The 26480-nt window shown below is 72.8% G+C and carries 26 protein-coding genes and 1 tRNA gene; 14 read left to right on the top strand and 13 right to left on the bottom strand.

Translation table 11 applies throughout. The annotated features are described in order from the left end of the window. Positions 1-113: 113 nt before the first annotated feature. The 9 genes from ACFQRF_RS16515 to ACFQRF_RS16475 form a co-directional block, all read right to left on the bottom strand. Complete coding sequence (locus tag ACFQRF_RS16515) at positions 114-4454, bottom strand: TIGR02680 family protein (protein WP_379871988.1); 4341 nt, start codon at positions 4452-4454, stop codon at positions 114-116. Positions 4455-5336: 882 nt separating this feature from the next. Continuing rightward, complete coding sequence (locus ACFQRF_RS16510) at positions 5337-6602, bottom strand: TIGR02678 family protein (protein WP_379871987.1); 1266 nt, start codon at positions 6600-6602, stop codon at positions 5337-5339. Positions 6603-6772: 170 nt separating this feature from the next. Continuing rightward, on the bottom strand, positions 6773-7501 hold the full coding sequence (locus ACFQRF_RS16505) for a DUF2397 family protein (protein WP_379871986.1): 729 nt from the start codon (positions 7499-7501) through the stop codon (positions 6773-6775). Positions 7502-7637: 136 nt separating this feature from the next. Continuing rightward, the gene (locus tag ACFQRF_RS16500) at positions 7638-8201 is read right to left on the bottom strand and encodes a hypothetical protein (protein ID WP_379871985.1); all 564 of its coding nucleotides are present in this window, start codon (positions 8199-8201) and stop codon (positions 7638-7640) included. Positions 8202-8563: 362 nt separating this feature from the next. Beyond that, positions 8564-8854 (bottom strand): hypothetical protein, encoded by a 291-nt coding sequence (locus tag ACFQRF_RS16495; protein ID WP_379871984.1) that lies wholly within the window; start codon positions 8852-8854, stop codon positions 8564-8566. Positions 8855-8868: 14 nt separating this feature from the next. Next, positions 8869-9117, bottom strand: a complete 249-nt coding sequence (locus ACFQRF_RS16490) for a hypothetical protein (protein WP_379871983.1) — start codon at positions 9115-9117, stop codon at positions 8869-8871. 71 nt (positions 9118-9188) lie between these two features. Further along, entirely contained in the window at positions 9189-9431 is a 243-nt protein-coding gene (locus ACFQRF_RS16485) for a hypothetical protein (RefSeq protein ID WP_379871982.1), read from the bottom strand. Between the two features lie 17 nt (positions 9432-9448). Beyond that, complete coding sequence (locus ACFQRF_RS16480; RefSeq protein WP_379871981.1) at positions 9449-9706, bottom strand: hypothetical protein; 258 nt, start codon at positions 9704-9706, stop codon at positions 9449-9451. Between the two features lie 668 nt (positions 9707-10374). Next, positions 10375-10456 (bottom strand) — tRNA-Tyr (locus tag ACFQRF_RS16475). Between the two features lie 248 nt (positions 10457-10704). Between ACFQRF_RS16475 and ACFQRF_RS16470 the strand changes: the two genes are divergently transcribed. After that, the gene (locus ACFQRF_RS16470; RefSeq protein WP_379871980.1) at positions 10705-11202 is read left to right on the top strand and encodes a YajQ family cyclic di-GMP-binding protein; all 498 of its coding nucleotides are present in this window, start codon (positions 10705-10707) and stop codon (positions 11200-11202) included. Between the two features lie 89 nt (positions 11203-11291). On the opposite strand, the gene ACFQRF_RS16465 is transcribed toward ACFQRF_RS16470, so the two are convergent. Continuing rightward, complete coding sequence (locus ACFQRF_RS16465; RefSeq protein ID WP_379871979.1) at positions 11292-12155, bottom strand: M48 family metalloprotease; 864 nt, start codon at positions 12153-12155, stop codon at positions 11292-11294. A gap of 290 nt (positions 12156-12445) precedes the next feature. Here ACFQRF_RS16465 and ACFQRF_RS16460 point away from each other — a divergent pair, with 290 nt between their 5' ends. The 12 genes from ACFQRF_RS16460 to ACFQRF_RS16405 all read left to right on the top strand — a co-directional run bounded on the left by ACFQRF_RS16460 (position 12446) and on the right by ACFQRF_RS16405 (position 23983). Further along, the gene (locus ACFQRF_RS16460; protein ID WP_379871978.1) at positions 12446-12544 is read left to right on the top strand and encodes a putative leader peptide; all 99 of its coding nucleotides are present in this window, start codon (positions 12446-12448) and stop codon (positions 12542-12544) included. 271 nt (positions 12545-12815) lie between these two features. After that, positions 12816-14669: a 2-oxoacid:acceptor oxidoreductase subunit alpha gene (locus tag ACFQRF_RS16455; protein ID WP_379871977.1), complete on the top strand. Its 1854-nt coding sequence runs from the start codon at positions 12816-12818 to the stop codon at positions 14667-14669. A gap of 64 nt (positions 14670-14733) precedes the next feature. Then, positions 14734-15720 (top strand): 2-oxoacid:ferredoxin oxidoreductase subunit beta, encoded by a 987-nt coding sequence (locus tag ACFQRF_RS16450; RefSeq protein ID WP_379872095.1) that lies wholly within the window; start codon positions 14734-14736, stop codon positions 15718-15720. A gap of 196 nt (positions 15721-15916) precedes the next feature. Next, the gene (locus ACFQRF_RS16445; protein ID WP_379871976.1) at positions 15917-17461 is read left to right on the top strand and encodes a fatty acyl-CoA synthetase; all 1545 of its coding nucleotides are present in this window, start codon (positions 15917-15919) and stop codon (positions 17459-17461) included. A 65-nt stretch (positions 17462-17526) separates the two neighbouring features. Continuing rightward, complete coding sequence (locus tag ACFQRF_RS16440; protein ID WP_379871975.1) at positions 17527-18072, top strand: DUF5655 domain-containing protein; 546 nt, start codon at positions 17527-17529, stop codon at positions 18070-18072. Positions 18073-18351: 279 nt separating this feature from the next. Then, positions 18352-18972 carry a phosphatase PAP2 family protein gene (locus ACFQRF_RS16435; RefSeq protein ID WP_379871974.1) on the top strand — a complete coding sequence of 207 codons (621 nt, stop codon included), beginning with the start codon at positions 18352-18354 and terminating at the stop codon, positions 18970-18972. A gap of 25 nt (positions 18973-18997) precedes the next feature. Further along, positions 18998-19663 (top strand): SDR family oxidoreductase, encoded by a 666-nt coding sequence (locus ACFQRF_RS16430; RefSeq protein WP_379871973.1) that lies wholly within the window; start codon positions 18998-19000, stop codon positions 19661-19663. 142 nt (positions 19664-19805) lie between these two features. Next, entirely contained in the window at positions 19806-20333 is a 528-nt protein-coding gene (locus tag ACFQRF_RS16425; protein WP_379871972.1) for a hypothetical protein, read from the top strand. Between the two features lie 251 nt (positions 20334-20584). Beyond that, entirely contained in the window at positions 20585-20794 is a 210-nt protein-coding gene (locus ACFQRF_RS16420) for a hypothetical protein (protein WP_379871971.1), read from the top strand. A 211-nt stretch (positions 20795-21005) separates the two neighbouring features. Continuing rightward, complete coding sequence (locus ACFQRF_RS16415) at positions 21006-21215, top strand: hypothetical protein (protein WP_379871970.1); 210 nt, start codon at positions 21006-21008, stop codon at positions 21213-21215. Positions 21216-21443: 228 nt separating this feature from the next. Beyond that, positions 21444-23294, top strand: coding sequence for a C69 family dipeptidase (locus tag ACFQRF_RS16410; protein ID WP_379871969.1), 1851 nt, complete (start codon positions 21444-21446; stop codon positions 23292-23294). Positions 23295-23431: 137 nt separating this feature from the next. Further along, the gene (locus ACFQRF_RS16405) at positions 23432-23983 is read left to right on the top strand and encodes a hypothetical protein (RefSeq protein WP_379871968.1); all 552 of its coding nucleotides are present in this window, start codon (positions 23432-23434) and stop codon (positions 23981-23983) included. A gap of 14 nt (positions 23984-23997) precedes the next feature. Here ACFQRF_RS16405 and ACFQRF_RS16400 read toward each other — a convergent pair whose 3' ends face one another. Further along, on the bottom strand, positions 23998-24174 hold the full coding sequence (locus ACFQRF_RS16400) for a hypothetical protein (RefSeq protein ID WP_379871967.1): 177 nt from the start codon (positions 24172-24174) through the stop codon (positions 23998-24000). A 64-nt stretch (positions 24175-24238) separates the two neighbouring features. Between ACFQRF_RS16400 and ACFQRF_RS16395 the strand changes: the two genes are divergently transcribed. Next, positions 24239-25066: a hypothetical protein gene (locus ACFQRF_RS16395; RefSeq protein WP_379871966.1), complete on the top strand. Its 828-nt coding sequence runs from the start codon at positions 24239-24241 to the stop codon at positions 25064-25066. A 22-nt stretch (positions 25067-25088) separates the two neighbouring features. Here ACFQRF_RS16395 and ACFQRF_RS16390 read toward each other — a convergent pair whose 3' ends face one another. Next, positions 25089-25583 carry a hypothetical protein gene (locus ACFQRF_RS16390; protein WP_379871965.1) on the bottom strand — a complete coding sequence of 165 codons (495 nt, stop codon included), beginning with the start codon at positions 25581-25583 and terminating at the stop codon, positions 25089-25091. 126 nt (positions 25584-25709) lie between these two features. Then, the gene (gene msrA, locus ACFQRF_RS16385) at positions 25710-26378 is read right to left on the bottom strand and encodes a peptide-methionine (S)-S-oxide reductase MsrA (RefSeq protein WP_379871964.1); all 669 of its coding nucleotides are present in this window, start codon (positions 26376-26378) and stop codon (positions 25710-25712) included. Positions 26379-26480: the final 102 nt, after the last annotated feature.

Here is a 26480-nt window from a genome sequence, read left to right as displayed (position 1 = left end):
AGGACAGGACGGGTGAAACCAGTAGAGCGTTTCTCGCATCCGCGCGCGGACGGGCCAAGTGTGGCCGGAGTCATAGCGGGCGCGCGGGGGCGGCGCGGCCCGCCCCGTGGCGGCTATACCCCCACCATGCGACGCCGGTTGCCGTCCCAGCTGAAGTGCAGGGTGGCGATTCCCGGGGTGGCGGGGTCGCGCAGGCACTCGTAGATGTGCAGGCTGGGCACGGACGGGAAACAGCCCCAGACGCGCTCCGAGGTCAGCACGAAGTCCAGGTCGAGTTCGACCAGCAGGCCGAGCAGCCGGCCGTGCGTGGGTTCATCGACCTTGGCGAAGGCGTCGTCGAGCAGGATCAGCCGCGGCGCATGCGGCGCGCCCGTGGCAAGGGCGTCGAACTGGGCGGCCGCGGTGGCGAACAGCACCAGGTAGGCGATCACCCGCTGCTCGCCCTGGCTGAGCGCGGTGCGGTGGCCGAGCCGCCGCTCACGCTCCGGCCGCGCGGCGTCGGTGACATAGACGGTGAAGGCGAACCAGGAGCGGTAGTCCAGCGCCATGCGCAACTGCGCGCCGTTGGTGGCGGTCGGGTCGAGCCTGCGGATGGCCTCAATGCAGCGGCGCAGCGCGTCGCGCAGCCGGGTCGTCTCCACCCGGGTCCGCTCCTCGGCGGGGCGCTCCAGCAGCGGGACCACGGCGCTGACGTCCTCATCGGCGTCCGGGGCGAGCCGCCAGTCCAGCCGCACCCCGAGCCCCTGGGAGGTGGTGACGTCGCGCAGCACCGCGTTCATGGTGGCGATGAGCGAGCGCGCCTCGGTGATCTGCCGCGACAGGTGGGCGGCCAGCTCGCCGAGGAGGTGCCGCTCGAACGCCTCCTCCTCGCGGAGCCGGACGGTCTCCTCCGCCTCGGCGATGGCCTCTCCCAGGCGCTCGGCGTAACCGGTGACGTCGTAGGTGCCGGTGTCATCGTGGACGGTGAGCCGCTTCACCCCGGCCGGTTCGGTCAGCTCGGTGCGCGCCCCGACGACGTCGCCGGAGGCCAGGACCCGGTGCAGGTCCTCCCGGTGCCGGAGGATGCCGTTGTCGTCCACGTCGGTGGCCGGGTCGGGGCCGAGACGGTCGGCGAGCGCGGCCACCAGCGCCGTCAGCGCCGGGATGCGCTCGTCGGCCTCCGCCGGCCGTACTTCGCCGTACGCGGTGAGGGCACCATCGGGTGCCGCGAGATCGCCGAGTCCGGCGGCGGCCAGGAGCGTCGGGTCGAGCGCGCCGTCGGCGTCCTGGAGCATCGACACCAGCGCGTCGCCGGCCGCGAGCGCCCGGCGGGCCTGCCCGGCGCGTTCGCGGCGGGCGGTCTCCAGCCGGGTCTCGGCGGCCACCCGGTCGTCGCGGGCACGCTGGGCGGTGCGCTCCAGCTCCGGCAGCTGGTCCGCGGCGCCGCGCATCCGGGTGCGCACCTCCTGCACGGCGGCCTCGATCTGCGCGGGGTCGGCGGTGCGCGCGCGGTCGGTCAGCTCGGTCTGCCGGCGCACGGTGATCATGTCGCCGATCGCGGTCGCCCGCACGTCCTCGGCCACGACACGGTCGGCGCGCGTCCGCTGCCACTCCTCGACGTGCGCCCGGTAGTCCTCCAGCCCGTACGCGAGCTGTTCCAGCTCGCGGTGAGCGGCCCAGATCCGCACCCGCAGCCGGCCGAGTGCGGCGCGGGCGGCGGCGAGCTCGTCGCGGTCGGACGGCAGCGCGTGCTCACGCGCGAGGGCGGCGAGTTCGCCGCGCGACTCCAGGGCGGTGCGCCGGGCGGCCTCGGCGGTCTCACCGGCCGTGGCGAGGTCGCGGGTGGCGGCGGCCAGCCAGGCGCGGGCGTCGTCCAGGGCCGCCCATGCCGCGATGAGCCGGCCGCCGGACGGCAGTGCACGCGCGGTGGCGATGAGTTCGTCGTGCTGACGCTCGACGTCGCCGCGGCGCTCCTGCGCCTCGGCCAGCAGTGCCTCGGCGATCGCGATGCGCCGGTCGAGCTCGGCCAGGTGCCGCGCCCGGGCGCCCTCGCGGGCGGCCGAGCCGATGTACTCGGGGACCGCCTTGCGGTGCGCCCCCGCGGCGGCGCCCAGCCGCCAGCGGCCGGCCACGGACACGGCGCTGGCCGCGGGGCCGACATCGCCGGACGGGTACAGCGGGCCGAGCTCGTCGGCCGGCTCGGTGCCGTCGGGCTCCAGCCGGATCGAGCGGAGCACCGCGGCCACGGCGGTGGGTGCGACTCCGGATCCGGGCACGTCGACGGGGACCAGGACGTCGGCCAGGGTGCGGCCGGCGAGCGGGCCGGTCGTGCCGAGCAGCAGGTCGCGGGTGGCCGGATCGACGAGCGTGCCGTCGGCGATGATCCATCCCGAGAGCAGGCCGGCCGCCTCCAGGGCGGCCTCCAGTCCGGCACGCTCGGCGTGGCCGAGGTCGGGGGCGAAGTCCACGGCGAGGTACAGCGGCGTGCCGGCCGCCTCGCGGGCGGCGGTGGCCCACGCCGGGCGCGGCGGCGGGAGGTGCTCGCCGACCGCCGAGCGCCGCTCGGACAGGTCGTCGAGTTCGGTGGCGAGTTCGCGCTCCTCCTCCACGGCCGTGTCGCGCCGGGCGCGCAGCTCGGCGAGCGGCGGGTCGATGATCTCGTTGGCGCGTTCCGCCACCTCGCCTGGTACGTCGGCGTCCAGGACCCGGAGCGCGTCGTCCAGCGGCATCTCGACGCGCTCCTCCAGCGCGGTCAGCGCCGCCTCCAGGTCGCTGTCCGGAGCCGCCGCGCGGACCGCGCCGATCCAGCCGCGCACCTCTGCGGCGTACTCGGCGCTCGCGGCGCGCACGGCCGCGATGCCGGCGGCCTCACGCTCCCGGGCGCGCTCCACCGCGGCGTCGGCCCACTCGGCCTCGTCGGCGAGCGCCTCGGCGCGGCGCTCGGCCGCCGCGAGGCCGGTGGCGCGTTCGAACAGCTCGGCCGCGGCCGTCTCACGCTCGGCGGCGTGCTCGGCGACGCGGGACAGCCGGTCGTGCAGTTCGGCCAGCCGGCCGCGCAGGGCGGCCAGATCGATGCCGTGCACCGGGTCGCGCTCGACGGCCTGTTCCAGCCCCTCCAGGTTGACCTGCGTGGTGCTCTCGCGGGGCGCGAGCACGACACGGGCCGCCTGCGGCACCTCGCCCAGCGTCGCGGGGTCCACGCCCGCCTCCCGGGCGGTGTCGGTGAGCGGCGCGTGCGCCTGGCGCAGGCCGGCCAGCCGCCGGTCGATGGCGGTCACGTCGGCGGCGAGCCGGTCTTCGGCGTGCCGTTCCGCGGTGAGCGCGTGCCCGGCGGCCGCCCAGGTGGCCTCGGCGGCCCGGATGTAGGCGGTGACGGCGGCGTAGCGGGCCTGCCGCTCCCCCTCGCCCGGTGGCGGTGCGCCGGGGGTTCCGGCGGACAGGGTGGCGGCGTCGGCGGCGGCGGTGTCCCGGGACCGCCGGGTCTGGTCGCGTTCCTCCTGGACCGCGCCCTCGGCCGAGGTCAGCTCGTCCAGTTCCTCGGCGAGCCGGGTCACCTCGGCGTCGCGCTCGGCGTACTCGTCCAGTTGCCGCCGGACGGCCTGCGTCCGGCCGCGCAGCCGGCCGTGCAGGTAGCGCCGGTAGTCGACCAGGAAGGCGTCGACCCGGTCCCGGGCCGAACGCAGGCCGGCGAGCCGGGCGCGGGCGTCGTCGAGGTCGGAGATGTTGCGCGCCACCTCGTCGAGCACCGTCTCGTCCATCGGCGGGAGCGCCTCGGACAGCACCTCGACGAGTTCGCCCGCCTCCAGGCGCTCGCCCACCGTGGGGCGGCGCAGGCGGTAGAGCAGGTGGATCAGGTTGCGGTACCGCATGGGGTCGTCGAGCCCGAACAGCTCCCGCATGACCCGCGCGCGGTAGGAGGTGGCGGTGTCGTAGCAGTTCTCCGGCCCGACCTCGGTCCGGAGCCGGTCGATCGCGAGCGGCCGCTCCCCCGTGACCAGGGCGAGGTCGTCTCCGATCCTGCGGTCGGTGACGAAGAACACCGCACGCGCGTCGCCGGTGCCCGGTGCGGCGGTGATGGCGGCACCGAGCGTCCGCCACCGGGGCTCGCCGGCGTCGTCCCGGCCGGCGAACTCCACCCACAGGTACCCCAGCGTGCTGGCGGTCCCGGCCGCCTCCTCGTCGCCGTCCGCGGCCGTCCGGCTGTCCAGGAGCAGCCAGCGCAGGCTGGTCCGGCTGGTGCCGGTGGTGTCGAGCCGCCGCGCGTCGCCGTCGAGCAGGAACGGCAGCAGCATCTCCAGCGCCTTGGACTTGCCGGCACCGTTGCGTCCGCGCAGCAGGAGCCGCCCGTCGGCGAACCGGAAGACGTGGTCGTCGTACTGCCAGACGTTGTGGATTCCGGCCCGGTTCAGCCGGTAGCGACCGGGGAGGACCGTCTCCTCATCCGCCACCGTGGCGGAGTGTCCGGCGTCACTCATCGACCACCCTCCGCTCCGTACCGCGCCGCGCCGCGCGGTCTGGGTCCGCTGCCGACGGTCGTGTCATTCTCCCGGATCCGCGGGGTGAACGCGTCCCGGCGGCCCGCGGCCGGGGATGCCCGCCGGACGCACCGGTCCCGCGGACCTGCGCCGACCCCGAATTCCGCCGCCGGGCGGCAGCGGAATGCGGGCGTCCGCCCGGGTGGCCGGGGACCGCCGCCGCGCTGGTGGTCCGGCGGCGGCACATCGCGCGCCGCCCGGTGCACGGAAGCGCCCGTGCCGTGCCGCCCATGAGAAACGCCGCCTCCGAACCCCGGCGTGCCGGAGTCGACCCCGGACAGGCTCCGGCGACGGGCGCGGCCGGGGAGACGACTGCGCGGCCTCCGCTGCCGCTGCCGGCACCCGGTGGACGCTCCGCGCCCGCCGGTCCACGGCACGGGCCCGGGACCGCTGCCGGCCCGACGCCGCGGTGCACCCGGTCCCGGACGGGTTCGCGACCGGAGCCCCCTCGCGTCCGGCGCGGTTCCGCAACGCGTCGGGCGGATGGCCGCGGGCCGCTGCGGTGATCGCGGCCGAGGCAAGGCCGCCGCTCCGGTGGCCCTGCCTCCGTCTCGTGCCACCCCGCGCGTCCACCTTCCGCGGCCACCGGTCCGCTGCGCGCGAGGGTCGGAGCGGTACGGCCCGGCCGGGCCGCCCGGACGCCACCGGACGCCGGACCGGCGGCGCGGAGGGGTCCGGCGGGCGAGGGCGGCGCCGTCGGCGCGACCGCGCGTTGCCGGGCGGCGCTCGCGCGTCCGGCGCGCGGTTCCGGCGGCGCTGAGCCCGCTGCCGCGGCGACGCCCCGCGACAGGGGACGGCCCCCGGGCTCGGCCGGGGCGCGGGTCACTGCGCGACCTCCGCGGCGGGCTCCGGGCGGACGGCGGGTGGCGGGGCGGTTTCCGCCCCGGACACGAGGTCCCCTTCGTCCGCCGCTCCCGTCCCGTACCGTCCCGCGGCGGCCAGCAGCCGCCACCCGGCTCCGGGCGGCCGCCCGGTCTCGTGCGCCATCAGCCGGGCGTCGGTGAGCACGCGGAGGACCCGGCCGGTGAAGTCGGCCGGGTCGGGGACGTGGCTCACGGCGGCGCGCGTCCAGGCGCGGACGACGGCCGTCTCGGAGGCGGTCAGCCGGCCGAGTTCGGACCGGAGCAGGTCGTCGGGGACCGGGACGGACGGCGCGGGGCCGGCCGGACGGAGGCGGCCGACCAGGCGGCCGACGAGCAGCAGCGCGGCCTGGCCGACGGGGTCGGAGCTGGGGAAGGCCGCCGGGCGGTCGGTGCCGCGAGCGTCGGAGCCGCCGTCGTCGGGCATGATCAGCGCGACGCCCTCGGCGCGGATCTCGGCGTCGCAGCCGAGCAGGGCGGACAGTTCGGCCACGGCCCGCCACTGGTGGTGCGCGAACCGGTCGCGGTGGCCCGCGGCCAGGTCCTCCCGGTACAGGACCGCGGTCTCGGCCAGCCTGCGGCGGATCATGAGCTCGACGCCGCGCGCGTCCCCGGGTGCGCTCTCCGCCGCGGCGAGGAACCCGCCGGGGCCCTCCGCGGTGTGCGGCGGGTGCGCGAGGACCAGCCGGGCCACCTCGGGCCGCACGTCGAGGACGGCGTCGGTGCCGTCGGTGCCGTACCCGGCCAGCGTTCCCTCGTGCTCCTCGACCACGCCCCACTCGGCCAGCACGCGCAGCGCGGCGGCGAAGGCCCGGCGCTCACCGGCGCGGTCGGCCGGATCCAGGCGCAGTCCGGCCTCGACGGCGGCGGAGCGGACCTCCGCCGCGAGCCGGGCGACCGTGAGCCGCGGCGGAGCGTCCAGCAGGGCGGCGACGGCGAGCGCCAGATAGCTGTAGGTGCGGGGCGTGAAGTAGGCACCGCTGCCCCGGACCAGCGGGCGGCGCACCGCGTCGACCAGCCCCGTCTTGACGAGGCGGGCGTGGTCGGCCGCCACGGTGAGCCGGTAGTCCAGCACCCGGCGGAAACGCTGCACCAGCCACTCGGTGTGCGCGCGGATCAGGGCGAAGTCCTCGGGGTGCGTGCGCGCGGTGACGAGGGGCTCGGCGAGCAGCCGCCGGGCGGCGGTCTGCCGCTCCACGGTGAGGGCCACGTCCTCCCTGGACGCCATCGGTGCGGTCACCTCCCTGCGGGCCGGTCGGGGAGCCGGGTACTCGCGGCGAGCCCGGCCGCGTCACGGCACCCCGCGCCGCACGGCCGGCCGGTTCGCGCGGCCGGACTCCCATCGTGCCGTGCCGGGGCGGGGGCATCGGTATCCATGCGGCGAGGGTGACCCGTCTCTCATCCGTGCCGCGCCAGCCGGTGCGCGACCCGGTGCCGGGCCGGCCGCCCGCTCACGGGCGGCGGCGCCGTCGGGTCGCCGGGCTCCTCACCCGCGTAGCCGGTGGCGCGCAGCCGGAGGCGCTCCAGGACGAGGTCGCCCCCGGCCTCCCGCAAGGTGAGCACGGCGTCGGGATCGTGCCGGACGTGCAGGCGCACGTCGAGTTCGAGGTCGCCCGCGGAGACGGGGGCGGACGTGGCGTCGCCGGAGCCGAGGGCGGCCGTGAGGAGTTCCATGAGCACGTCCTTGGCCGCGGAGGACAGCCGCACCGGTGTGCCGTCGGCGGGTGCCTCGGCGAGCGCCCGGCGCACCTCCTGGGCGGCCGAGCGCCGCCAGTGGGCGGCGGCCTCCGCGGCGTCGCGCAGCCGGGCCTGCTGCTCGGAATGGTCCTCGACCCGCGCGGCCGGCCCACGTGCCGCCATGCGGTCCGGGACGGCCACGGCGGGTGCGTCCCACCAACTGGTGGTCGCGGCGACCGACTCGTCGTGGCCGCCGCCCAGATGCCGGGCGGGATGAAGGGCGAACGCGGCGGTGCACAGGGCGTGCGCCATCTCACTGTCGGCGGCTTCGAACCAGGTCGCGAGGCGCAGCAGCCCGGCCCGGTCGCGCCGCGAGTTCCGGCCGGCCGGCCCGCCGCCGTCCGGAGTCGCGGGACCGGTCGTCGTCGCCTGGTTCGCTGAGTCACCCACAACTCAGCAGACTAAAGACCCCACGCCACCGCCGCGCCCCGAACCCGGTCTCCGCGGGCTCACGGCACCGCGTTGACCTCCGGTTCCACCACGTTGTTTTTCGTCGGAGTTCCCGTGCCCGTCTCCGGGCGGCGGGTCAGGACGTGGCCGCCGACGGCTCGGCCTCGTCCGCAGGCAGCATCAGCCGGCCGCCGTCGACCTGTTCCAGCAGTTCCAGCTGGTGATCGGGCATCCCGGGGGCGTCGGTCACCTCGTACCTGGTGAAGAACACGGTGCCGTGGACCGTGCGGGGCTCGCTGAGGACGACGGTGACCTGGTACGGGTTCTCCTGGCAGTCGGGGAGGCACCAGGTGCCCCGCACCTCCCCGCTGGCGGTCGCGGCATCGGCGCTCCACGACGCCCATTCGAGGCCGGTGAAGGTGGTGAACTCCGAAGCGGTGAGCCCTTCCGGCTCACGGTCCTCGCGTCCCCGCTCGCCGCGGTAGAGGTTGTACACGAACGGCTCGCTCCCGCCCGCGGTGGGCGGGGTCGGCCGCCCGTGCGGTCCGGAGTCGGGCGGTGCCGATGCGGACGGTGCCTCCGGCGAGGCGGAGGCGTGGTGTCCGGACCCGGGGGAACGGGGTTCGACCGACTGCCCTCCGCAGCCCGTGATCAGGGCCAGGCAGAATGCCGCCACAGCGGCAGCGCGTGCTGTGCTCATGGGTTCCTTTCCGGATGACCGATCACCCAAGTGGCAATTGGCGTCTCCTCGCGAACCACACTAAGCGCGCGTACCACGCGCTATCCGGAACGACGCGCTGAACGTTTTACCGTCTCTCCCGCGATAAACCACCATTTTCGGCAAGAATCCGGTTTTCGAGACGTGCTCCGCGGTCCCGAAACCGGAACTCCGGGGTAAGCGAATACGCCGCCGGAGGCCAGGACGCAGCAAGATCCCCCGGCGGCCACGCACTGCGTGGACACGCCGGGGGATCCGGGTCATCGGCCGAAGGGACGCGGTCGCGATGTGGAACCGCCGGTCAGGTGGTTCCCCCGCGTCCCGGTCGGCAGGCGACCGTTGCCCTAGCCGCGGGCGCCGTCCTTCGTCGGGATGGCGTCCCAGGCGGCGTCAGAACTGAGATTCCCGCTGATCGGACCGTTGGAGCAGTCGCCCGCTGTCTGCGGCGACAGCACCACGACGTTCGCTCCGAGTACGGCCACGTTGGCGTCGCACACCGTGATCGGCAGGATCTGCAGGTTCTGGTTGAACTTCTGGCGTGCCTCCTCGACTCCGGCCTGGGCCGGGGCGGCCATGAGGACCGCCCCGAGCACCGCACCGGCGAGCAGACCCGCGATTGCCGGTTGACGAGGCATGAACGTCGGTCCTGTTACAGGCTGACGTTGGTGCCCTTGCCGCCGCTGGCGCAGTCGCCGGAGGTCTGCGGCGACAGGACCGGCACGTTGACACCGATCAGCGCGGCGATGTTGTTGTTGCAGACGCCGATCGGGATGGCCTGCAGGTTCTGGTTGTACTGCTGCTCGGAGGCGTTGATGTCGGCCTGCGCCGGCGCGGCGGCGAGGACGGAACCGAGCGCGATGCCGGCGACGGCGCCGGCGATTCCCAGCTTGCGCAGCATGGCAAGTCCTTTCTGGAAAATCTGAAGAAGTGGAAGTTCTGGATCGGCGAAGGACGCGGGACGGACCCGGCCTACTTGCCGACGTTCGTCTGGGTCGGCCCGTTGCTGCAGTCGCCCGAGGTCTGCGGCGACAGGATCGGCACGTTGGCGCCGAGAACCGCGATGTTGGCGTTGCAGATCGTGATCGGCAGGATCTGCAGGTTCTGGTTGAACTGCTGATCCGAGACGTTCTTCGCCTGGGCCGGAGCGGCCATCAGAACGGTGCTCAGGGCGGCCGCGGCCACCAGTCCGACGGCGCTCAGTTTGCGCAGCATGTGCGTGGTACCCCCGTCTACAGGTCGACGTTGGTACCGGTGGCACCGGTGGCGCAGTCGCCGGAGGTCTGCGGCGACAGGATCGGCACGTTGACACCGATCAGCGCGCCGATGTTGTTGTTGGCCACGCAGACCGGGATGACCTGCAGGTCCTGGTTGTACTGCTGCTCGGAGGCGTTGATGTCCCAGCCGTGCGCCTGAGCCGGCGTGGCGGACAGCAGCGCGCCCATCGCGGCGCCAGCGACGAGACCGAAAGCGGTCAGCTTCTTGAGCATCTTTTCCCCATCAAATTCGGCGAGGATTGAATAAGACGCCGAGCGGCGCCCGACGTTGCGGTGGACTGCCGCAATCATTGACCGCTCCCCCGGTTTTTGTCAACGCCGAAATCAGAGAATTCAATATGTCCGCTTCGCCCAGCTCGCCCCATTTCAGGGGAGACATAATGAATGGCGGCAAATAAGTTTGCCGAACTTTCCCAGCCGTTTACCGTGTCGCACATGACAACGGCGAGTACGGTAAAGTCCGGGACGCGAAAAGCGGCGGGAAATCGCGGGCGGCGCGGCTCCGGCAGGCCGCATAGCGCCACCGACCGCCGAGAATCCACCCAGAAACGACGGCACGCCGCTCGGCGCGTCCAGCACCCCTCCACACCCCTGTGGACAACCCGTGCATACCGACAGACGACCCGATTACGGGCATGCCCTAATTCGGGGCCGCGGGCAACCTCCCACGCTCCGCACGCCGACAATGACCTGGGATTACGGCGCCCCCACGGTCGGCCGGGGCCGGACCGTAACGCGGAACGGTCAGCGGCGGGAGACGAGACGGCCGGTCCGCAACGTGCGGTGGAAGGCTTTCCGGACAGAGGGCCAGGGGACCGGGGGATATGAGAAGACCCCCGACCACCCAGCGCTGTCGCTGGCCGACGGGGGTTTCATCCGGGTGGCAGGTGCAGGGTTCGAACCTGCGTAGGCTGAGCCGGCGGTTTTACAGACCGCTCCCTTTGGCCACTCGGGCAACCTGCCTGGGACGCGGCGACCTGGTGGTCGCTGCGGGAACCACGATAGCGGAGATGGCTGGCGGACGGGAAATCGGTTACGGGGCACCGGCTCGCCGCGCCCCGGGCGTGCGGAGCCATAGGGGCGGTGGCCGCGCGGCTAAGCTCTGTCACTGCCGTAGCCGGACGGCGCCCCAGCGGCGGCCGGCGGGCTGACAGAGCAACCGGCCGTCCCTGCGGGGGCGGCCCTGGAACGTCTCGGGGGTGCCAGCGTTCGTGGCAGCGGAATCCAGTTTCGACGTCGTCTCCAAGCTCGACCGTCAGGAGGTCGACAACGCGGTGAACCAGACGGCCAGGGAGCTCTCCCAGCGCTTCGACTTCAAGGGCACCGGCGCCTCGATCGCCTGGGCCGGTGAACGCAGCGTGGAGATCAGGGCCAACGCCGAGAAACGCGCCCTGGCGGTCCTGGACGTCTTCAAGGAGAAGCTGGTGAAGCGCGGCGTCTCCCTGAAGGTGCTGGACACCACCGGGGAGCCCAAGCCCTCCGGCAAGGAGTACCGCCTGCCGATCGACCTCAAGGAAGGCATCTCCACCGAGGACGGCAAGAAGATCTCCAAGATCGTCCGCGACGAGGGCCCCAAGGGAGTCCGCGCGCAGATCCAGGGCGACGAGCTCCGGGTGAGCTCCAAGAAGAAGGACGACCTCCAGGCCGTCATCGCCCTGCTCAAGGAGAAGGAGTTCGACATCGCGCTGCAGTTCGTCAACTTCCGCTGACGTCTGAGGGCCGGGGCCGGAGTCGGTGACTCCGGCCCCGGCCGCTGTCTGGTCCCGGGGTCGCTGGCGCCGCCGCCCGCCCGGCCCGGTCAGCCGAGGTCGAGGCCGTCGGCCATCGCGCGCAGCCGCCGGATGCGCTCGGTCGTGGGCGGGTGCGCGGAGAACAGCCGGCCCATGCCCCGGTTGGGGAACGGGTGCGCGATCATCATGTGGCCGGCGGCCAGCAGTCCGCGCTCGGCCGGCAGCGGGTGGGTACGGCCGCCGATCTCCACCTTGCGCAGCGCACTGGCCAGGCCGAGCGGATCCCCGGTGAGCCGGGCCGCGGCGAGGTCGGCGCGGTACTCACGCGACCGGCTCACCGCGAGGTGGATCACCAGGGCCGCGGCCGGGCCGAGCACGAGGAGGAGCAGCCCGCCGAGCAGGCTGGGAACGTCCTCGTCCTCGGAGTCGCCGAGCGGGAGCAGCAGCGCCAGGGCCGTCAGCGAGACGACGAAGGTCGCCAGCGTGGCGGCCACCGAGCACACGAGCGTGTCGCGCTCGCGGATGTGCGCGAGTTCGTGCGCGACGACGGCCCGCAGCTCCCGCTCGTTGAGCAGCCGGAGCAGTCCGGTGGTGCAGCAGATGGCGGCGCGACGTGGGCTCCGGCCGGTGGCGAACGCGTTGGGCGCCGCCGTGGGCGAGAGGTAGATGCGCGGCATGGGCTGCCGCGCCTCGGTGGCGAGCTCCCGGACGATGCGGTACAGCTCCGGCCGCTCGATCTCGCTGATGGGGCGGGCGTGCATGGCGCGCAGCGCCATGGTGTCGCCGAAGAAGTAGAGCAGGCCGTTCACCGCGATGGCCGCGACCAGGCCGAGCTGCAGGCCGCCCGGGCCGCCGCCCAGCCAGCCGCCCAGGATCACCGCGCCGGAGATGCCGGTGAGGAGGGCGGTCACGCGGATCGTGTTGCGGTGCACGACGTCTCACAGCCTCCCTCGACAGTTGCCCCCTTCGGGCGGTCCATCGAGTCAAACGTCCGAATCGGTGCCCGGCGTTCCCGGGTCCGGGCAGCGGAGTCCGGTTCGCGGTGGTCAGCCCGAGCGGAACCGGCTTCGGCGCCGGGTGCGGGGCCGGCCCCCACCTGCCCGCATATGCGCCCGGCCCCCCGCAAATCCCCCGGTGATCAGCGGTCCGGGCCCTTCGAAATCGCGTGACATCGGCCACCCCACCTGAGCGGTACCGCCGGTGACGACCTATAGTCGACAGAGTGACCGCTATCACCCTCCGCAGCGCTCCCGGCGTCCGGCTGGCCGGCCGCCCGCACGTGGACCTCCTGCGGGTCGCCAGCGCGCTGTGTCGCGGCTGATCCGCGCCGCTCCGGTCCCATCGTCCGCCGGCGCCCCCGGTGTCGCGGCGCCGGGAGGTGCCGGAACCCGCGCCCACCGGCGGCCGGCCGGTCGCGTTCCCTTCCGCTCCGCAGCCGCTCGGGCCGGCCGGGACCCGGACGCCTCCGCCCTCCCATGCCACGCGCGCCCGGCGCCCGTCCGCCCACCCGGGCTCCCTCTCCAGGCGAGACCACTGCGACCCCGGGCCGCCGCACGGTGCCCGGCGGCTCTTCGAGGAGGTTGGCGATCCCCGTGACCAAACAGGTCCAACGACTCGATCGCGTCATCATCAGGTTCGCCGGCGACTCCGGCGACGGCATGCAGCTGACCGGCGACAGGTTCACCCAGGAGACCGCGTCCTTCGGCAACGACCTGTCCACGCTGCCGAACTTCCCCGCCGAGATCCGGGCACCCGCCGGCACGCTGCCGGGCGTGTCCAGCTTCCAGCTCCACTTCGCCGACCACGACATCATGACCCCGGGCGACGCCCCGGACGTCCTCGTGGCCATGAATCCGGCGGCGCTGCGGGCCAACGTCGAGGATCTGCCGCAGGGCGCGACGATCATCGTCAACACCGACGAGTTCACCCGGCGCAACCTGGCCAAGGTCGGCTACCACGCGAACCCACTGGAGGACGGGTCGCTGGCCGCCTACAAGGTCAGCGCCGTGCCGCTCACGTCGATGACGGTGCGGGCGCTCGCCGACTTGGACGTCTCCAAGAAGGACGCCGAGCGCGCGAAGAACATGTTCGCCCTCGGCCTGCTGTCCTGGATGTACAACCGGCCGACCGAGGGCACGCTCGGGTTCCTCAAGGCCAAGTTCGCGCACCGGCCCGAGATCATGGCGGCCAACCGGGCCGCGTTCCAGGCGGGATGGAACTTCGGCGAGACCACGGAGGACTTCGCGGTCTCCTATGAGGTCCGGCCGGCCGCGCTGCCGCCCGGTACCTACCGGAACATCACCGGCAACCTGGCGATCGCGTACGGCCTGATCACCGCGTCCGAGCTGACGGGCCTGCCGCTGTTCCTCGGCAGCTACCCGATCACGCCGGCCTCCGACATCCTGCACGAGCTGTCCCGGCACAAGCGGTTCGGCGTGCGCACGTTCCAGGCCGAGGACGAGATCGCCGGCGTCGGCGCCGCCCTGGGCGCCGCGTTCGGCGGCGCGCTCGGTGTGACCACGACCTCGGGGCCGGGCATGGTGCTCAAGGCGGAGACCATCGGCCTCGCGGTCATGACCGAGCTGCCGCTGATCGTGATCGACGTGCAGCGCGGCGGCCCGTCCACCGGGTTGCCCACCAAGACCGAGCAGGCCGACCTGCTCATGGCGCTGTACGGCCGCAACGGCGAGTCGCCGGTGCCGGTGCTCGCGCCGAGGTCCCCCGCCGACTGCTTCGACATCGCCGTCGAGGCCGCGCGGATCGCCACCACCTACCGCACCCCGGTGATCGTGCTCTCGGACGGCTACCTGGCCAACGGGTCGGAGCCGTGGCGCATCCCCGACGTGGCCGCGCTGCCCGATCTCACGGTGCGGCACGCCACCGAGCCCAACGGCCCTGACGGCTCCTTCCTGCCGTACCTGCGCGATGCCGAGACCCTGGCCCGGCCCTGGGCGGTACCGGGCACCCCCGGCCTGGAACACCGCATCGGGGGCATCGAGAAGAGCGACGGCACCGGGAACATCTCCTACAGTCCGGCCAACCACGACCTGATGGTGCGGTCCCGCCAGGCCAAGGTGGACGGGATCGCGCGCGACATCCCGCCGCTGGAGGTCGACGATCCCGACGGCGCCGCCGACGTGCTCGTCCTCGGCTGGGGCGGCACGTACGGCTCGATCGGCGCCGCGGTGCGCCGGGTCCGCCGGGCCGGCGGCCGGGTCGCCCAGGCGCACCTGCGGCACCTGGCCCCGTTCCCGGAGAACCTGGGCGAGGTGCTGCACCGCTACGACCGGGTGCTGGTGCCCGAGATCAACCTCGGCCAGCTCGCGCTGCTGCTGCGGGGCAGGTTCCTGGTCGACGTCATCGGCTACACCAAGGTCCGCGGCCTGCCGTTCAAGGCCGAAGAACTGGCGGGCGTACTCCAGGAGGTCATCGACCGTGTCGACTGAGAACGGATCCGGCCCCGGCTTCCGCGGTCTGCGGCTGGTACCGCGCGCCGAGACCGCGTTCACCATGAAGGACGCCAAATCGGACCAGGAGGTCCGGTGGTGCCCCGGCTGCGGCGACTACGCGATCCTGGCGGCCTTCCAGGGCTTCCTCCCGGAGCTGGGGGTACCGCGCGAGAACATCGTGATCATCTCCGGTATCGGGTGCTCCTCCCGGTTCCCCTACTACCTGAACACCTACGGCATGCACTCGATCCACGGCCGCGCGCCGGCGATCGCCACCGGGCTGGCGGCCAGCCGTCCGGACCTGTCGGTGTGGGTCATCACCGGCGACGGCGACGGCCTGTCGATCGGCGGCAACCACCTGATGCACGCGCTGCGCCGCAACGTCAACATCAACGTGCTGCTGTTCAACAACCGCATCTACGGGCTGACCAAGGGCCAGTACTCGCCCACATCGGAGCGCGGCAAGATCACCAAGTCGTCCCCGGTGGGCACGGTGGACGCGCCGTTCAACCCCGTCTCGCTGGCCCTGGGCGCCGAGGCGAGCTTCGTGGCCCGCACGGTCGACTCCGACCGCAAGCACCTCACGAGTGTGCTGCGCGCCGCGGCCGACCACCCGGGGGCGGCGTTCGTGGAGATCTACCAGAACTGCCCGATCTTCAACGACGACGCCTTCGCGCCGCTGAAGGACCCCGGCCAGCGCGACCGGCGGCTGCTCCGCCTGGAGCACGGCGAGCCGCTGCGGGTGGGCCCGGACCGCGGTGTGGTGCTGGGCGAGTACGGCGAGCTCGTGGTGGCCGACGTCGCCGAGGTCGGCGAGGAGCGGCTGCTCCGCCACGACGCGCACCGGCCGGATCCGGGATACGCGTTCGCGCTCTCCCGCCTGGACCAGCCGGCGTTCGAGCACGTGCCGATCGGGGTGTTCCGCGACGTCGAGCGGCCCAGCTACGACGAGCTGATGAACGAGCAGCTGGCCGAGGCCACGTCCGGCCAGGGACGTGGCGACCTGGCGGCGCTGCTCGCGGGTGGTGACACCTGGACCGTGGACTGACGACTCACGTGTGGCGGCCGTCCGCGCAGTGGAACGCGGCCGGCCGCCACCGCCACGTCCGGCAGCGGACGACCGCGTCCGGCGCGGTCGTCCACAGCCTCCGAACTTCTCTGGAACCCGGTGCGGCCCCGGCCTAGGTTGGGGTATGCGACAGGTCACAGCACGGGGTGACCCAGCTCGACCGGGAGGCACGCGGATGGGTGGCGGAGCGCACACGGCGACGACGGCGAGCACGGTGGACGGGGTGCTCCGCCGCACCGCCGCCCGGGTGCCCGACCGGGTGGCACTGCGGTTCGGGGACCGGGAGTGGAGTTACGGCGAGCTCGACCTCGCGGTCAGCCGCACGGCGGCGTGGCTGCTGGGGCTCGGGCTGGAGCACGGCGACCGCGTCGCCGCCTACGGCTACAACTCCGACGCCTACCTGCTCGCCTTCCTCGGCTGTGCCCGTGCCGGGCTGGTGCACGTGCCGGTCAACTACCGGCTGACCGGCGACGAGCTGGCCCACCCCCTGGCGCACTCCGGCAGCGCGGTGGTGCTCACCGATCCGCGGCTGGCGGGCCGGGTCGAGGACATCCGGTCACGGATCCCCGCACGCGAGGTGCTGGGGCTGCGCGGCGCCGAGGAGTCGGTGCTGGAGATCGCGCGCGACCCGCGCGCGCCGGATCAGGTGGGCACGGCGGTGGCCGACACCGACCTCGTCCAGCTCTTGTACACGTCGGGCACCACCGCCCTGCCCAAGGGGGCGATGATGAGCCATCGGGCGCTGGTGCACGAGTACGTCAGTTGCGTGCAGGCGCTCGACATCACCGCGGAGGACCGCCCGCTGCACGCGCTGCCGCTGTACCACGCGGCGCAGCTGCACGTGTTCCTGATGCCGGCGCTGGCGGTGGGCGCCGAGAACGCACTCGTGGAGGTCCCGGAGCCCGGCGAGCTGCTGCACCGTATCCAGGCCGACGGCATCACCTCGTTCTTCGCGGCACCGACGGTCTGGCTGAGCATGGCCGACCATCCGGACTTCGCCACCCGTGACCTGTCGGGGCTGCGCAAGGCGTACTACGGTGCCGCGATCATGCCGGTGCCGGTGCTGGAGCGGATCGCGCGCCGCTATCCGCGCCTGGCGTTCTACAACTGCTTCGGGCAGAGCGAGATCGGTCCGCTGGCCACCGTGCTGCGCCCGGAGGAGCACGTGCCCGGCCGCATGGACGCGTGCGGCCGGCCGGTGCTGTTCGTGGAGGCGCGGCTGGTCGACCGCGACGGCGCCGACGTCCCGCCGGGCGAGGCCGGCGAGATCGTGTACCGGTCGCCGCAACTGTGCGACGGCTACTGGGACGATCCCGAGGGGACCGCGGCGGCGTTCCGCGATGGCTGGTTCCACTCCGGCGATCTCGCCCGCCGCGATGCCGAGGGCTACCTCACCGTCGTCGACCGGTTGAAGGACGTCATCAACACCGGCGGGGTGCTGGTCGCCTCCCGTGAAGTCGAGGACGTCCTCCACCTGCACCCGGCGGTGGCCGAGGCGGCGGTCGTGGCCATGCCCGACCCGGTCTGGGGCGAGGCGGTGACGGCGGTGGTGGCGCTGAGAAGACCGGCCACCGAGGCGGAACTGATCGGGTTCGCCCGCGAGCGGCTGGCCGGGTTCAAGGTGCCCAAGCGGGTGCACGTCACCGGGGAACTGCCGCGCAATGCGAGCGGCAAGCTGCTGAAGCGGGTGCTGCGCGAGGAGCTCACCGCGTTCCGGTAGCCCGGGCGTTCCATGGGGCCACGGGGGGAGGCAGCGATATGCCGGAGATCAGGGATTGGTCGCAGATGAGGGCGCGCTCCGTCCGGCTGCTGGAGGAACGCACCGGGAAGTCCCTGGAGTGGTGGAACCGGCGAGTCGCCGAGCAGGGCCGCACCGACGAGGCGCGGCTGCGCGAATGGCTCACGGGCCAGGGCGTCACGGGATACCCTCAGGCACTCCTCGTGATGGAGCGGTTCGGCTATCCGGACTTCTTCTCGGTGTCCGGAGCGGAGCTGATCGACGCGCAGTACCGTGACCGCCCGCACCTGAGACCGATCCTCGACGCGCTGCTCGATCTGCTGCCGTCGGTGGGCGACGCCGCCGTCCAGGCGCGCAAGACCCTCGTCGCGCTGATGACACCGCGGCGCAAGTTCGCTGTGGTGAAGCCCACGACCCGGTCCCGGGTGGATCTCGGGTTGCGGCTGGCGCGGCCGGTGCTGGGTGGCCGGCTCCTCGATCCCAAGGTGCTCCGCGACGATGCGCTCACCGCCCGGGTCGCCCTCACCTCCGCGGCCGAGGTGGATCACGAGGTCGCGGAGTCGCTGCGGCGCGCCTTCGCCGACAATCTCTGACGGCGGCCACCACGACCGCGCCCTGTGCCCCCGGCTCCGCCGGGGTGCTGAGCCTTGCGCTCTTCACACTCCCCCGTTCCCCGAAACGCCGGAATCCCGCCGTTTCCCGGACATCGGAGCGTCGACCGCCGGTAACCTTCTGCATTTGTGACGACCTTTTCCCCCTCTCGTGACACGTCCGTAAGACCGCCCTCCCGTCGGCGCGAGCCCGAGCCGCCCGAGAACGGGCCGCTCCCGGCGAACCGGGCCGGCCTGGCGGCGGTGGCGGGGATCGCGGCGATGCCCTTCCTCGCGCTGTGCGTGCTGGTGAGCGCCCAATGGTCGCCCCTGATCGCGTTCGACACCGCCGTGGCGGCGACCCTCTACGAGCGGGTGCATCCGGACCCCGCGCTGGCGCACGGCCTGGAGATCTGGACCGAGCTGTTCGGCACCTGGTCGATGCGGATCGTCTCGCTGCTGACCGCCGGCTGGCTGCTGCTGCGACGGCAGTTCAGTACCGCGGTGTGGGCGGGGGCCGCCGTCTTCCTCGCCAACCTGTTCGGCCTCGTCGTCAAGCTCTCGGTGGACCGCGCCCGGCCGGAGTTCGCCGACCCCATCGTCGAGGGCGTGGGCCCGTCGTTCCCGTCCGGCCACGCGCTCATGGCGGCCACCGGCATGGGCATCCTGCTCTTCGCCGCGCTGCCGCTGCTGCGCGGCGCCTGGCGGCACGTGGCGTGGACCGCGGCACTCGGCATCGCGCTGAGCACGGCACTGAGCCGTCCCCTCCTCGGCGTGCACTACGTGACCGACATCGTGGCCGGGCTCTGCCTGGGTGTCTGCACCCTGGCCGCCACCATGCTGCTGTGGACCTACCTGCCGCGGGTCGCGCGCCGCTGGGACCGCCCGGCGTACCGGCGCTGACCGCGTTACCGCGTAGCCTGGCGCCATGCGCATCGTCATCGCCGGAGGACACGGAAAGATCGCACTGCGGCTGGAGCGGCTGCTGGCCGCCCGCGGGGACACTCCCGTCGCCCTCATCCGCAACCCCGACCACGCCGAGGACGTCCGGGCGGCCGGCGCGGAACCGGCCGTCATCGATCTGGAGTCCGCCACGGTCACCCAGCTCACGGAGAAGGTGATGGGCGCCGACGCGGTGGTGTTCGCGGCCGGTGCCGGTCCGGGCAGCGGTGCGCACCGCAAGGACACCGTGGACCGGGCGGCCGCGAAGCTGCTGGCCGATGCCGCGTCCCTGGCCGGTGTCCGCCGCTACCTCATGGTCTCGGCCATCGGCGTGGACCAGGGACCGCCCCCGGACGCCGAACCCGTGTGGGCGGCCTACGTGCGGGCCAAGAAGGCCGCCGACGACGACCTTCGGGACCGCTCTCTGGAGCTGGACTGGACGATCCTGCGGCCGGGGCGGCTCACCGACGACCCGGGCACGGGCACCGTCCGGCTGGCCCCGGAGGTGCCGCGCGGCGCGGTGAGCCGGGACGACGTGGCGGCCGTCCTCGTCGCCCTGCTCGACACCCCCGCCAGCATCGGCCGGGTGCTGGAACTGGTGGGCGGTGACACCCCCGTCCACGAGGCCGTCGCCGTGGCCTCTTCCGGGTGACAAGAGCCGCCCGGTGGCCCGAACAGGGTCATAGGGGGCATCATGGGGGACGATGGCCCGGCGTGACGCGTCCGCGCACCTCTTCCATGGACGGAACCGCTCTCCGGGCACGACAGCTCCGCAAGAGCAGATGGGTAGACAGATGAGCGTCACGCAGGTCGTGAGGGACAGCACCGTCGTCGAGCACGCCAAGGTCGCCGCACAGCAGAAGCGCAAGATGTTCGTCGTGCAGCTGCGCGTCAACACCTACGACGACGCTTCGAGCAGCGTCCGGCCGGGCCTGACCCGCATCCTCGAAGGCATCGAGGAGGCGGGGTGGCGCCTGGAGCAGACCTCGTACAGCCAGGGCAGCAATGGGGAACCGGCGCAGCTCTTCGTCTTCCGCCCGGACCCGCAGGCGGTCCAGGAGGCGGAGCAGCCGGCCGCCGAGGAGCCGCAGCAGCCCCAGCCCGATCAGTCGGGCCAGCAGCAGGCGTTCCAGCAGTACCCCACCGGCGCGCAGCAGCCCCAGGACCCCTACGCCGGCTACCAGTACGGTCAGCAGTACCCGCAGCAACAGCAGCAGTACCCGGGCTACGGACAGCAGCAACAGCAGGGGTACCCGCAGCAACAGCAGCAGTACCCCGGCTACGGGCAGCAGTACCCCGGCTATGGCCAGCAGCAGTGGTGACGTCCCTCTGAGACGCCTCTAACGGCCTCCGCGGATTCCCGCGGAGGCCGTTCGCATGTCCGGGGCCGCTCGGCCGGGTGCCGGCGCGGATGGCGCGTCCGCGGGTGTGGTCCCGGCTTTCGGACCACCGAAACACGCGCGACCTCTCGGTCGAAACCACACACGGGAGGCACGCAACTACGCTACGTTACTGGCGCGGTCGCCTGAGCGACCCGACGCCCACCTGCCTCCGTGACTTCGAAAGGACGCGAATGAAGCGCATCGCAGCGCTCACCGCCCTGATCGCCATGTCGGCGTTCACCTCCGGCGCCCTCGCCGGCCCGGCGCACGCCGACAACAACGCCAAGGTGCAGGACATCACGATCCCGATCTGCATCGACCTCCTGGCGATCACCGGACTCGACGAGGACGGCTGCACCGTCCTGCACTACAACACCGAAACCGGGCTCGGCAACTTCTAGCCGTCGGCGGCGAGGGGCCGGCCTTGGGCCCCGAACGAACCTTCCGGACGAGGCTTTCATCCAGGTTGTCCCAGAACGAGCTTGGGGCCGCTGAAAATCAAGCCGAGATCTTCGCCGAAATTACTACTCGAACGCACTCAACTACGCTACGTTACAAGGGCAGGTCACTCCCTGCCCCGTAGTTTTCACCAGGTACTTGAAAGGTACTGAGATGAAGCGTTTTGCCACGGTCACCGGTCTGATCGCCATGTCCGCGCTCACCTTCGGCGCCCTCGCCGGCCCCGCGCAGGCCGACAACAACGCGCAGGTCCAGAAGATCTCGATCCCGATCTGCGCCAACATCCTCGCGCTGGTCGGCTCGGAGGACCAGAGCTGCAACGTCCCGGACGTCGAGATCAAGAAGGGGATCGGCACCTTCTAGTGGTCGACCAGGCCGGCACGTCTGCCATCTGACAGGTCCCGTGGGTTCGCGATGCCCCGGGACCTGCGGCTTTTCCGGCCGGTCGCGGCATCGGACGCCCGCGCGCCGTCCGATGTGACATAACGAACGTTCCGCGGTACGTGACTGGGCGACTCCGGTGCGCGGCTGCAATCCTGCTATTACCCCTTCTGTCCGATTCTGGGTCATAAGCAGAGATTGCAGGTTTTCATGCCGTTAGTCCGAACCATCGGATCCATCGTCACCACCGCCCTCCTCATCCCACTGACTCCGGCGCCCGCGCACGCCGCCGAGACCGAGCACCGGCCATCGGCCGACGACCCCGCTCCGGTGACACCGCCCGACCCCAGGGACAAGAGCATCGCGTTCTACGTGGGACGGAACCTCACCGAGGACGGCTCCGTGCTGCTCGGCGGCTTCGGGCATGAGCCGTCCAGCCATTGGCTGGAGTCCGTACCTCGGCGGCAGCACCCGGAGGGCGCCACCATCGAGGTCGGAGCCACCGACGAGGCCGACATCCCGGGCGAACTCACCGAGATCCCGCAGGTGCCCGAGACCAACGCCTACATCACCATGAACTACTCGGAATTCGCCGGTTTCCCCGCGCCGCTGACCAATGGCGGGCTGAACGAGCACCAGCTCGCCGCGCGGGACGTCTGGTCGGATTCCCGGCCGGAGCTCGTGGAGATGACTCCGACCCCGCAGACCGGCCCGCAGTACAGCGACCTTTCCCGCATCGCGCTGGAGCGTGCCGGCACGGCGCGCGAGGCCGTGGAGATCGTCGGCGGGCTCATCGACGAGTACGGCTACACCACCTACGGTGGCAACTCCCACCTGTTCGCCGACGCCGAGGAGGGCTGGGTCCTCGTCGAGTTCGCCGGCGGCGAGGGCCTGTGGGCGGCCGAACGGCTCGGGCCGGACGACGTCCGGGTCTCCTACCCCGGCTACATCGGCGACTTCCCCACCGATTTCGAGGACAGCCCCGACCACATGGGATCGCCCAACCTGGTCGACTTCGCCGTGGAGCAGGGATGGTGGGACCCCGACGGCGACGAGCCGTTCAACCTGCAAGAGGTCTACGGCACCCCCTTCCCGGGCCCGCCCGGCGACGACGAGGACGCGCCGTACCGGCACCCGCCGACGCTGGAGGACGAACTCCGCGAGATGGCCGGGGCCGCTCCGCTGACCGTCGAGGACATGATGCGGCTGGTCCGCGACCCGCGCTGGTCCGACGACCGGTCCGGATACGGCCAGGTCGCTCCGCTGCGCCCCGACCTGCCGCACCCCGATCTGGCCACGCTGTGGGTGGCGCCCACGGCGGCGGTGACCGCGCCGTACGTGCCGTGGCACATCGGCGCCACGGAGGTTCCGCCGGAGTACAGCCAGCACCGGTACCTCACGTCCGGCGCCGCGGCGAACTACGTCGACCCCGACTACGCCCCGCTGGAGGCGACCCGCTACGCCGCCCGCACCTTCAAGCGGCTGCTGTACTACACCTGTGACCGCCCGGAGGAGTTCCTCGACGAGGTCACCGGGGTCCTGGAGGGGTTCGAGGCGCAGATGCTGGCGGACATCGACGACGTGGAGGCGGAAGCCCTGGCCGCCTACCAGGCGGGCGATGACGAGGAGGGCCGTCGGCTGCTCACCGAGTGGAGCGGACGCCAGGCCATGGACGCCCTCGACCTGGGCGACTACCTCGTCGACGACATCGAACGGCGCACCAAGGAGGAGTGGGGCATCCGGCTGCCGGACCGTGAGCCGCCCGAAGGGGTGACGGCCCGCGCCGAGAGCCTGGACATGGCGCTGCCAGAGGACGCCGTCACGGCGCGGGACCGCGTCAACTGCGACATGGGCGGCGGCTGGGCCGACGGCAGCGCGGCCGACCGCCAGGGCGAGCGCGGCGACCCGGCCGCGGTCCCGGACTTTCGCGGCGCCGGTACGCCGAGCGAGCCCGGCTGGCTGTGGGGACTCGCCGGCGGGATCGTCGGGCTGGTCGCGGGCCTCGCCGCCATGGCCGTGATCCGGCGCCGGCCGGGCGGCCCTTCCCCCACCGCGAAGTAGGCGTCCGGCCGGTGCGGTGCCCGTGCGGGCACGGGCACCGCACCGGCCGCCGATCGGCTCCCCGCCCCTGGCCGCCGACGACACATTCCGGTGGCGCCTGTCGCGCCGGAGAGCCGGATTGGCTAGCCTGCCCCTCCATGACCGCGCAACGCCGCAAGATCATCACCGTCGTCGGCCTGGTCCTGGCCGGCGTCATCGTGCTGCTCGACTCCGACCTGGCCCAGCGGGGCAGATTCGACCCCGCGGAGATCATCGGGATGCTGGTCTCCGTGATGTGCTTCGCGCTGCTGATCAGCGTCGCGTGCCGCGGCCTGGACGTCCGCCGGGGCGCGGCGGCGCTGTTCGTCTTCGGCTGGGGCTCGCTCGCCCTGGCGACGTTCGCGGGTCACCTCGGCGGCGCGGTCGCGCAGATCGAGTTCGCGCTCTACCCGGAATTCGGCCCCACCGCCGAAGACACCGCCGATGAGAACCAGGTGACGGCCACGGCCGTGCGCACCTGCCCCGACCCCGCCTTCCTGGACGATGAGGGGTGCGCCGCACCGGAGCAGCCCGGTTACCTGTCCGTCCTGCCCACCGGCACCGGTGCCGTGGCGCTCACCCTCGGCTGGCTGCCCGCGCTCGGCATGGCCGGCGCCTACGCCCGGACCCGTCCGGAGGACGACACGCACCGCACGAACCCGCCGGACTAGCCCCGCGGCCGAGGTCAGTCGGTGTCGGCCGGCGGCGCGGCATCGGCGGACTCAGGGGCCCCGGCGGCCACGACGTCCTCGACCGGCGTCGCGAACCTCACGCGCAGCCTCCGCCGCACCGGCGCCGGTTCCGGCCGCGAGAACTCCTCCGATGCCGCCGCCTCGCGACCGCCTCCCTGAGAAGGTTCCATGGTTCTACCCTAGAGCGACGGGTCGGCGACCCGGTGAACCGCCGCGGCATGAGTGGAGCGCCTTGTGAGCGAGGTCCGGGCCAACCAGCGGGCCGAGCATGAGGTGAGCCACATGACGACCGCCCTGTGCTTCGGAGCCGTTCCCGACGGCATGTGGCTGAGCCTGGACGGCACCACCCGGCTGGACCCGGCGACCGGCCTCCGGCTCGTCGGCGGCGCCGGGTTCGAGCTGGAGGCCGAACTCCAGGTCTACGCGATCGCCGCGATGGCCGGCTTCGTCGGCGAGATCGACCTGCTGGGCAGACGCGGGCTGAGCGAGCGACACTATCCGCGACTCTTCTCCCTCGTCCGCGAGGTCCACCCACGGCACGACCACGTCGCCCTCGATGTACTCCAGCGATCGTTCCCGGACGACGTCATCGACCGCGAACAGGCGGCCGCCGACGCGGCCCGCATGCTCCGCACCGAGCGCCTCCGCGCCGCCAATGCGGCCCTGCGCGGACGGCTGCTGCGCCACGGCGACCTCGACCCGGACCAGATCCAACGGGCGGTCGCCCCCTTCGAACTGCACACCTTCCTGGCGGACGAGGGAATCCGCGTCTGGCTCCCTCCGGCGGCCGGCGACGCTCAAAGAGACACCGAGCTGTTCACGAAGGTCGAGGAGATCCGCGCCGACTTCGACGCCCCTCGCCGCCCTGACGTCCTCGACCGCCTGGACGACCTGCGCGCAGACTTCGGCCTCACCTCGCCCGGCCGCGGCCCCGGGGCCCTGGACACCCCACGTGGCCTGCCCACTCGATCGAGGGCCGGGCGGCGCCATCCCCGGCCCCCGGCTCCCGGGCGGCACACCGACCCGCGGGAGGTCCCGCGCCGGTCGGGACCGGGGGTCTGAGCGAGCGGGCGGGTAGCGGTCCTCACACGCCGGGCCTGCCGATGACCTCGCCGCCTGTTCCGTCGAAGGGCTCCATGAGACGGCGCGCCCCGTCGGGATCACTCCACGCCACAGCGGTACTCCGCCAGGCATCCATCGCCCGCACGAACGGTCCGAACTCACGTGTTTCGACCCCCGCGAGCAGATGGTCGAGCAGTTCACCGATGGCTTGTGAGCGTTCCTCAACGGGGAGCCCGACGAGCCAGTGCAACTCCTCGCTCAGCGCCTCTCCTGCGCAAGGGTTTCCGAGCCGACACCGAGATCTCGCCCCTGTACCGGCTCGCTCGAAGTCCGCCACCCGGAACGGGACCATCTCGTCACGTCCCGCCCGGATATCGTCCTTCACACGGTCGATCTCACCGCCATCGATCAGGTCCTCGTACTGCTCCACCCATTCGGCAGGGACGAGCACGTATCCCGCGAGATCACGCCCCGCGAACGGAATCGATTCCCCAGGGCCCACGGGTTCAGAAGTCATCGTTCTCCTCGCCCTCCGGCCTTCGCCGGTCCGCCCGACTGCGGAGTTCTTCAGGTTACGCACCGACGGAGCCGACGCGCAGCAGTTCACACGGACCGTGGGATCAGGGCGACGGAACGAATTCGCTCACGATTCGGTCTTGGCGACGCCGACCGGGCAACTGACGCCCGTGCCGCCCACACCGCAGTAGCCGTTCGGGTTCTTCGCCTCGGACAGGTACTGCTGGTGGTAGTCCTCGGCGAAGTAGAACGGTCCCGCCGGAGCGATCTCCGTGGTGATCGGGCCGTAGCCGGCGCGGGTCAGGGACGGCTGGAATGCGTCACGGGTGGTCTCGGCCGCCGCGCGCTGGGCGTCGGATCGGTAGAAGATCGCCGACCGGTACTGGGTGCCGACGTCGTTGCCCTGGCGCATGCCCTGGGTGGGGTCGTGGCCCTCCCAGAAGACCTTGAGCAGGTCGGCGTAGCCGATCCGTGCCGGGTCGAAGACGACCCGGACCGTCTCGGTGTGGCCGGTGTGGCCGGTGCAGACCTCTTCGTAGCTGGGGTTGGGGGTGTAGCCCCCGGCGTAGCCGACCGCGGTGGTGATGATCCCGCGCTCGGCGCCCAGCCGCCAGAAGGTGCGTTCGACGCCCCAGAAGCAGCCCATGGCGAACTCGGCGATCTCGCTTCCGGCGGGGTAGGGCGGGGCGAGCGGTGTGCCCAGCACCTCGTGGCGGGGCGGGACCGGCACGGGGGTGTCGCGGCCGGGCAGCGCCTCGGCCCGGTCGACCATCGACGTCTTCGTGTACCCGAACATGCCCCCAGGCTATCCCGGACGCTCCGCCCGCCCACGGGCGGCGGGTCCACCCCGCGTCGCGCGCGTTCGGGATCATTCCGGTTCCCGGTGGCCGGTCGGCGG

This window comes from Marinactinospora rubrisoli (assembly GCF_042664915.1).
GTDB classification, from domain to species: domain Bacteria; phylum Actinomycetota; class Actinomycetes; order Streptosporangiales; family Streptosporangiaceae; genus Marinitenerispora; species Marinitenerispora rubrisoli.
This window is presented reverse-complemented; position numbering and strand designations above follow the sequence as displayed.

Bases quoted from the DNA above. Each gene is read 5' to 3' on its own strand.
- ACFQRF_RS16515 (WP_379871988.1), bottom strand. From the start codon at position 4,454: ATGAGTGACGCCGGACACTCCGCCACGGTGGCGGATGAGGAGACGGTC.
- ACFQRF_RS16510 (WP_379871987.1), bottom strand. From the start codon at position 6,602: ATGGCGTCCAGGGAGGACGTGGCCCTCACCGTGGAGCGGCAGACCGCC.
- ACFQRF_RS16500 (WP_379871985.1), bottom strand. From the start codon at position 8,201: ATGAGCACAGCACGCGCTGCCGCTGTGGCGGCATTCTGCCTGGCCCTG.
- ACFQRF_RS16495 (WP_379871984.1), bottom strand. From the start codon at position 8,854: ATGCCTCGTCAACCGGCAATCGCGGGTCTGCTCGCCGGTGCGGTGCTC.
- ACFQRF_RS16490 (WP_379871983.1), bottom strand. From the start codon at position 9,117: ATGCTGCGCAAGCTGGGAATCGCCGGCGCCGTCGCCGGCATCGCGCTC.
- ACFQRF_RS16485 (WP_379871982.1), bottom strand. From the start codon at position 9,431: ATGCTGCGCAAACTGAGCGCCGTCGGACTGGTGGCCGCGGCCGCCCTG.
- ACFQRF_RS16480 (WP_379871981.1), bottom strand. From the start codon at position 9,706: ATGCTCAAGAAGCTGACCGCTTTCGGTCTCGTCGCTGGCGCCGCGATG.
- ACFQRF_RS16450 (WP_379872095.1), top strand. From the start codon at position 14,734: ATGAAGGACGCCAAATCGGACCAGGAGGTCCGGTGGTGCCCCGGCTGC.
- ACFQRF_RS16445 (WP_379871976.1), top strand. From the start codon at position 15,917: ATGGGTGGCGGAGCGCACACGGCGACGACGGCGAGCACGGTGGACGGG.
- ACFQRF_RS16440 (WP_379871975.1), top strand. From the start codon at position 17,527: ATGAGGGCGCGCTCCGTCCGGCTGCTGGAGGAACGCACCGGGAAGTCC.
- ACFQRF_RS16435 (WP_379871974.1), top strand. From the start codon at position 18,352: ATGCCCTTCCTCGCGCTGTGCGTGCTGGTGAGCGCCCAATGGTCGCCC.
- ACFQRF_RS16430 (WP_379871973.1), top strand. From the start codon at position 18,998: ATGCGCATCGTCATCGCCGGAGGACACGGAAAGATCGCACTGCGGCTG.
- ACFQRF_RS16425 (WP_379871972.1), top strand. From the start codon at position 19,806: ATGAGCGTCACGCAGGTCGTGAGGGACAGCACCGTCGTCGAGCACGCC.
- ACFQRF_RS16420 (WP_379871971.1), top strand. From the start codon at position 20,585: ATGAAGCGCATCGCAGCGCTCACCGCCCTGATCGCCATGTCGGCGTTC.
- ACFQRF_RS16415 (WP_379871970.1), top strand. From the start codon at position 21,006: ATGAAGCGTTTTGCCACGGTCACCGGTCTGATCGCCATGTCCGCGCTC.
- ACFQRF_RS16410 (WP_379871969.1), top strand. From the start codon at position 21,444: ATGCCGTTAGTCCGAACCATCGGATCCATCGTCACCACCGCCCTCCTC.
- ACFQRF_RS16405 (WP_379871968.1), top strand. From the start codon at position 23,432: ATGACCGCGCAACGCCGCAAGATCATCACCGTCGTCGGCCTGGTCCTG.
- ACFQRF_RS16400 (WP_379871967.1), bottom strand. From the start codon at position 24,174: ATGGAACCTTCTCAGGGAGGCGGTCGCGAGGCGGCGGCATCGGAGGAG.
- ACFQRF_RS16390 (WP_379871965.1), bottom strand. From the start codon at position 25,583: ATGACTTCTGAACCCGTGGGCCCTGGGGAATCGATTCCGTTCGCGGGG.
- msrA (WP_379871964.1), bottom strand. From the start codon at position 26,378: ATGTTCGGGTACACGAAGACGTCGATGGTCGACCGGGCCGAGGCGCTG.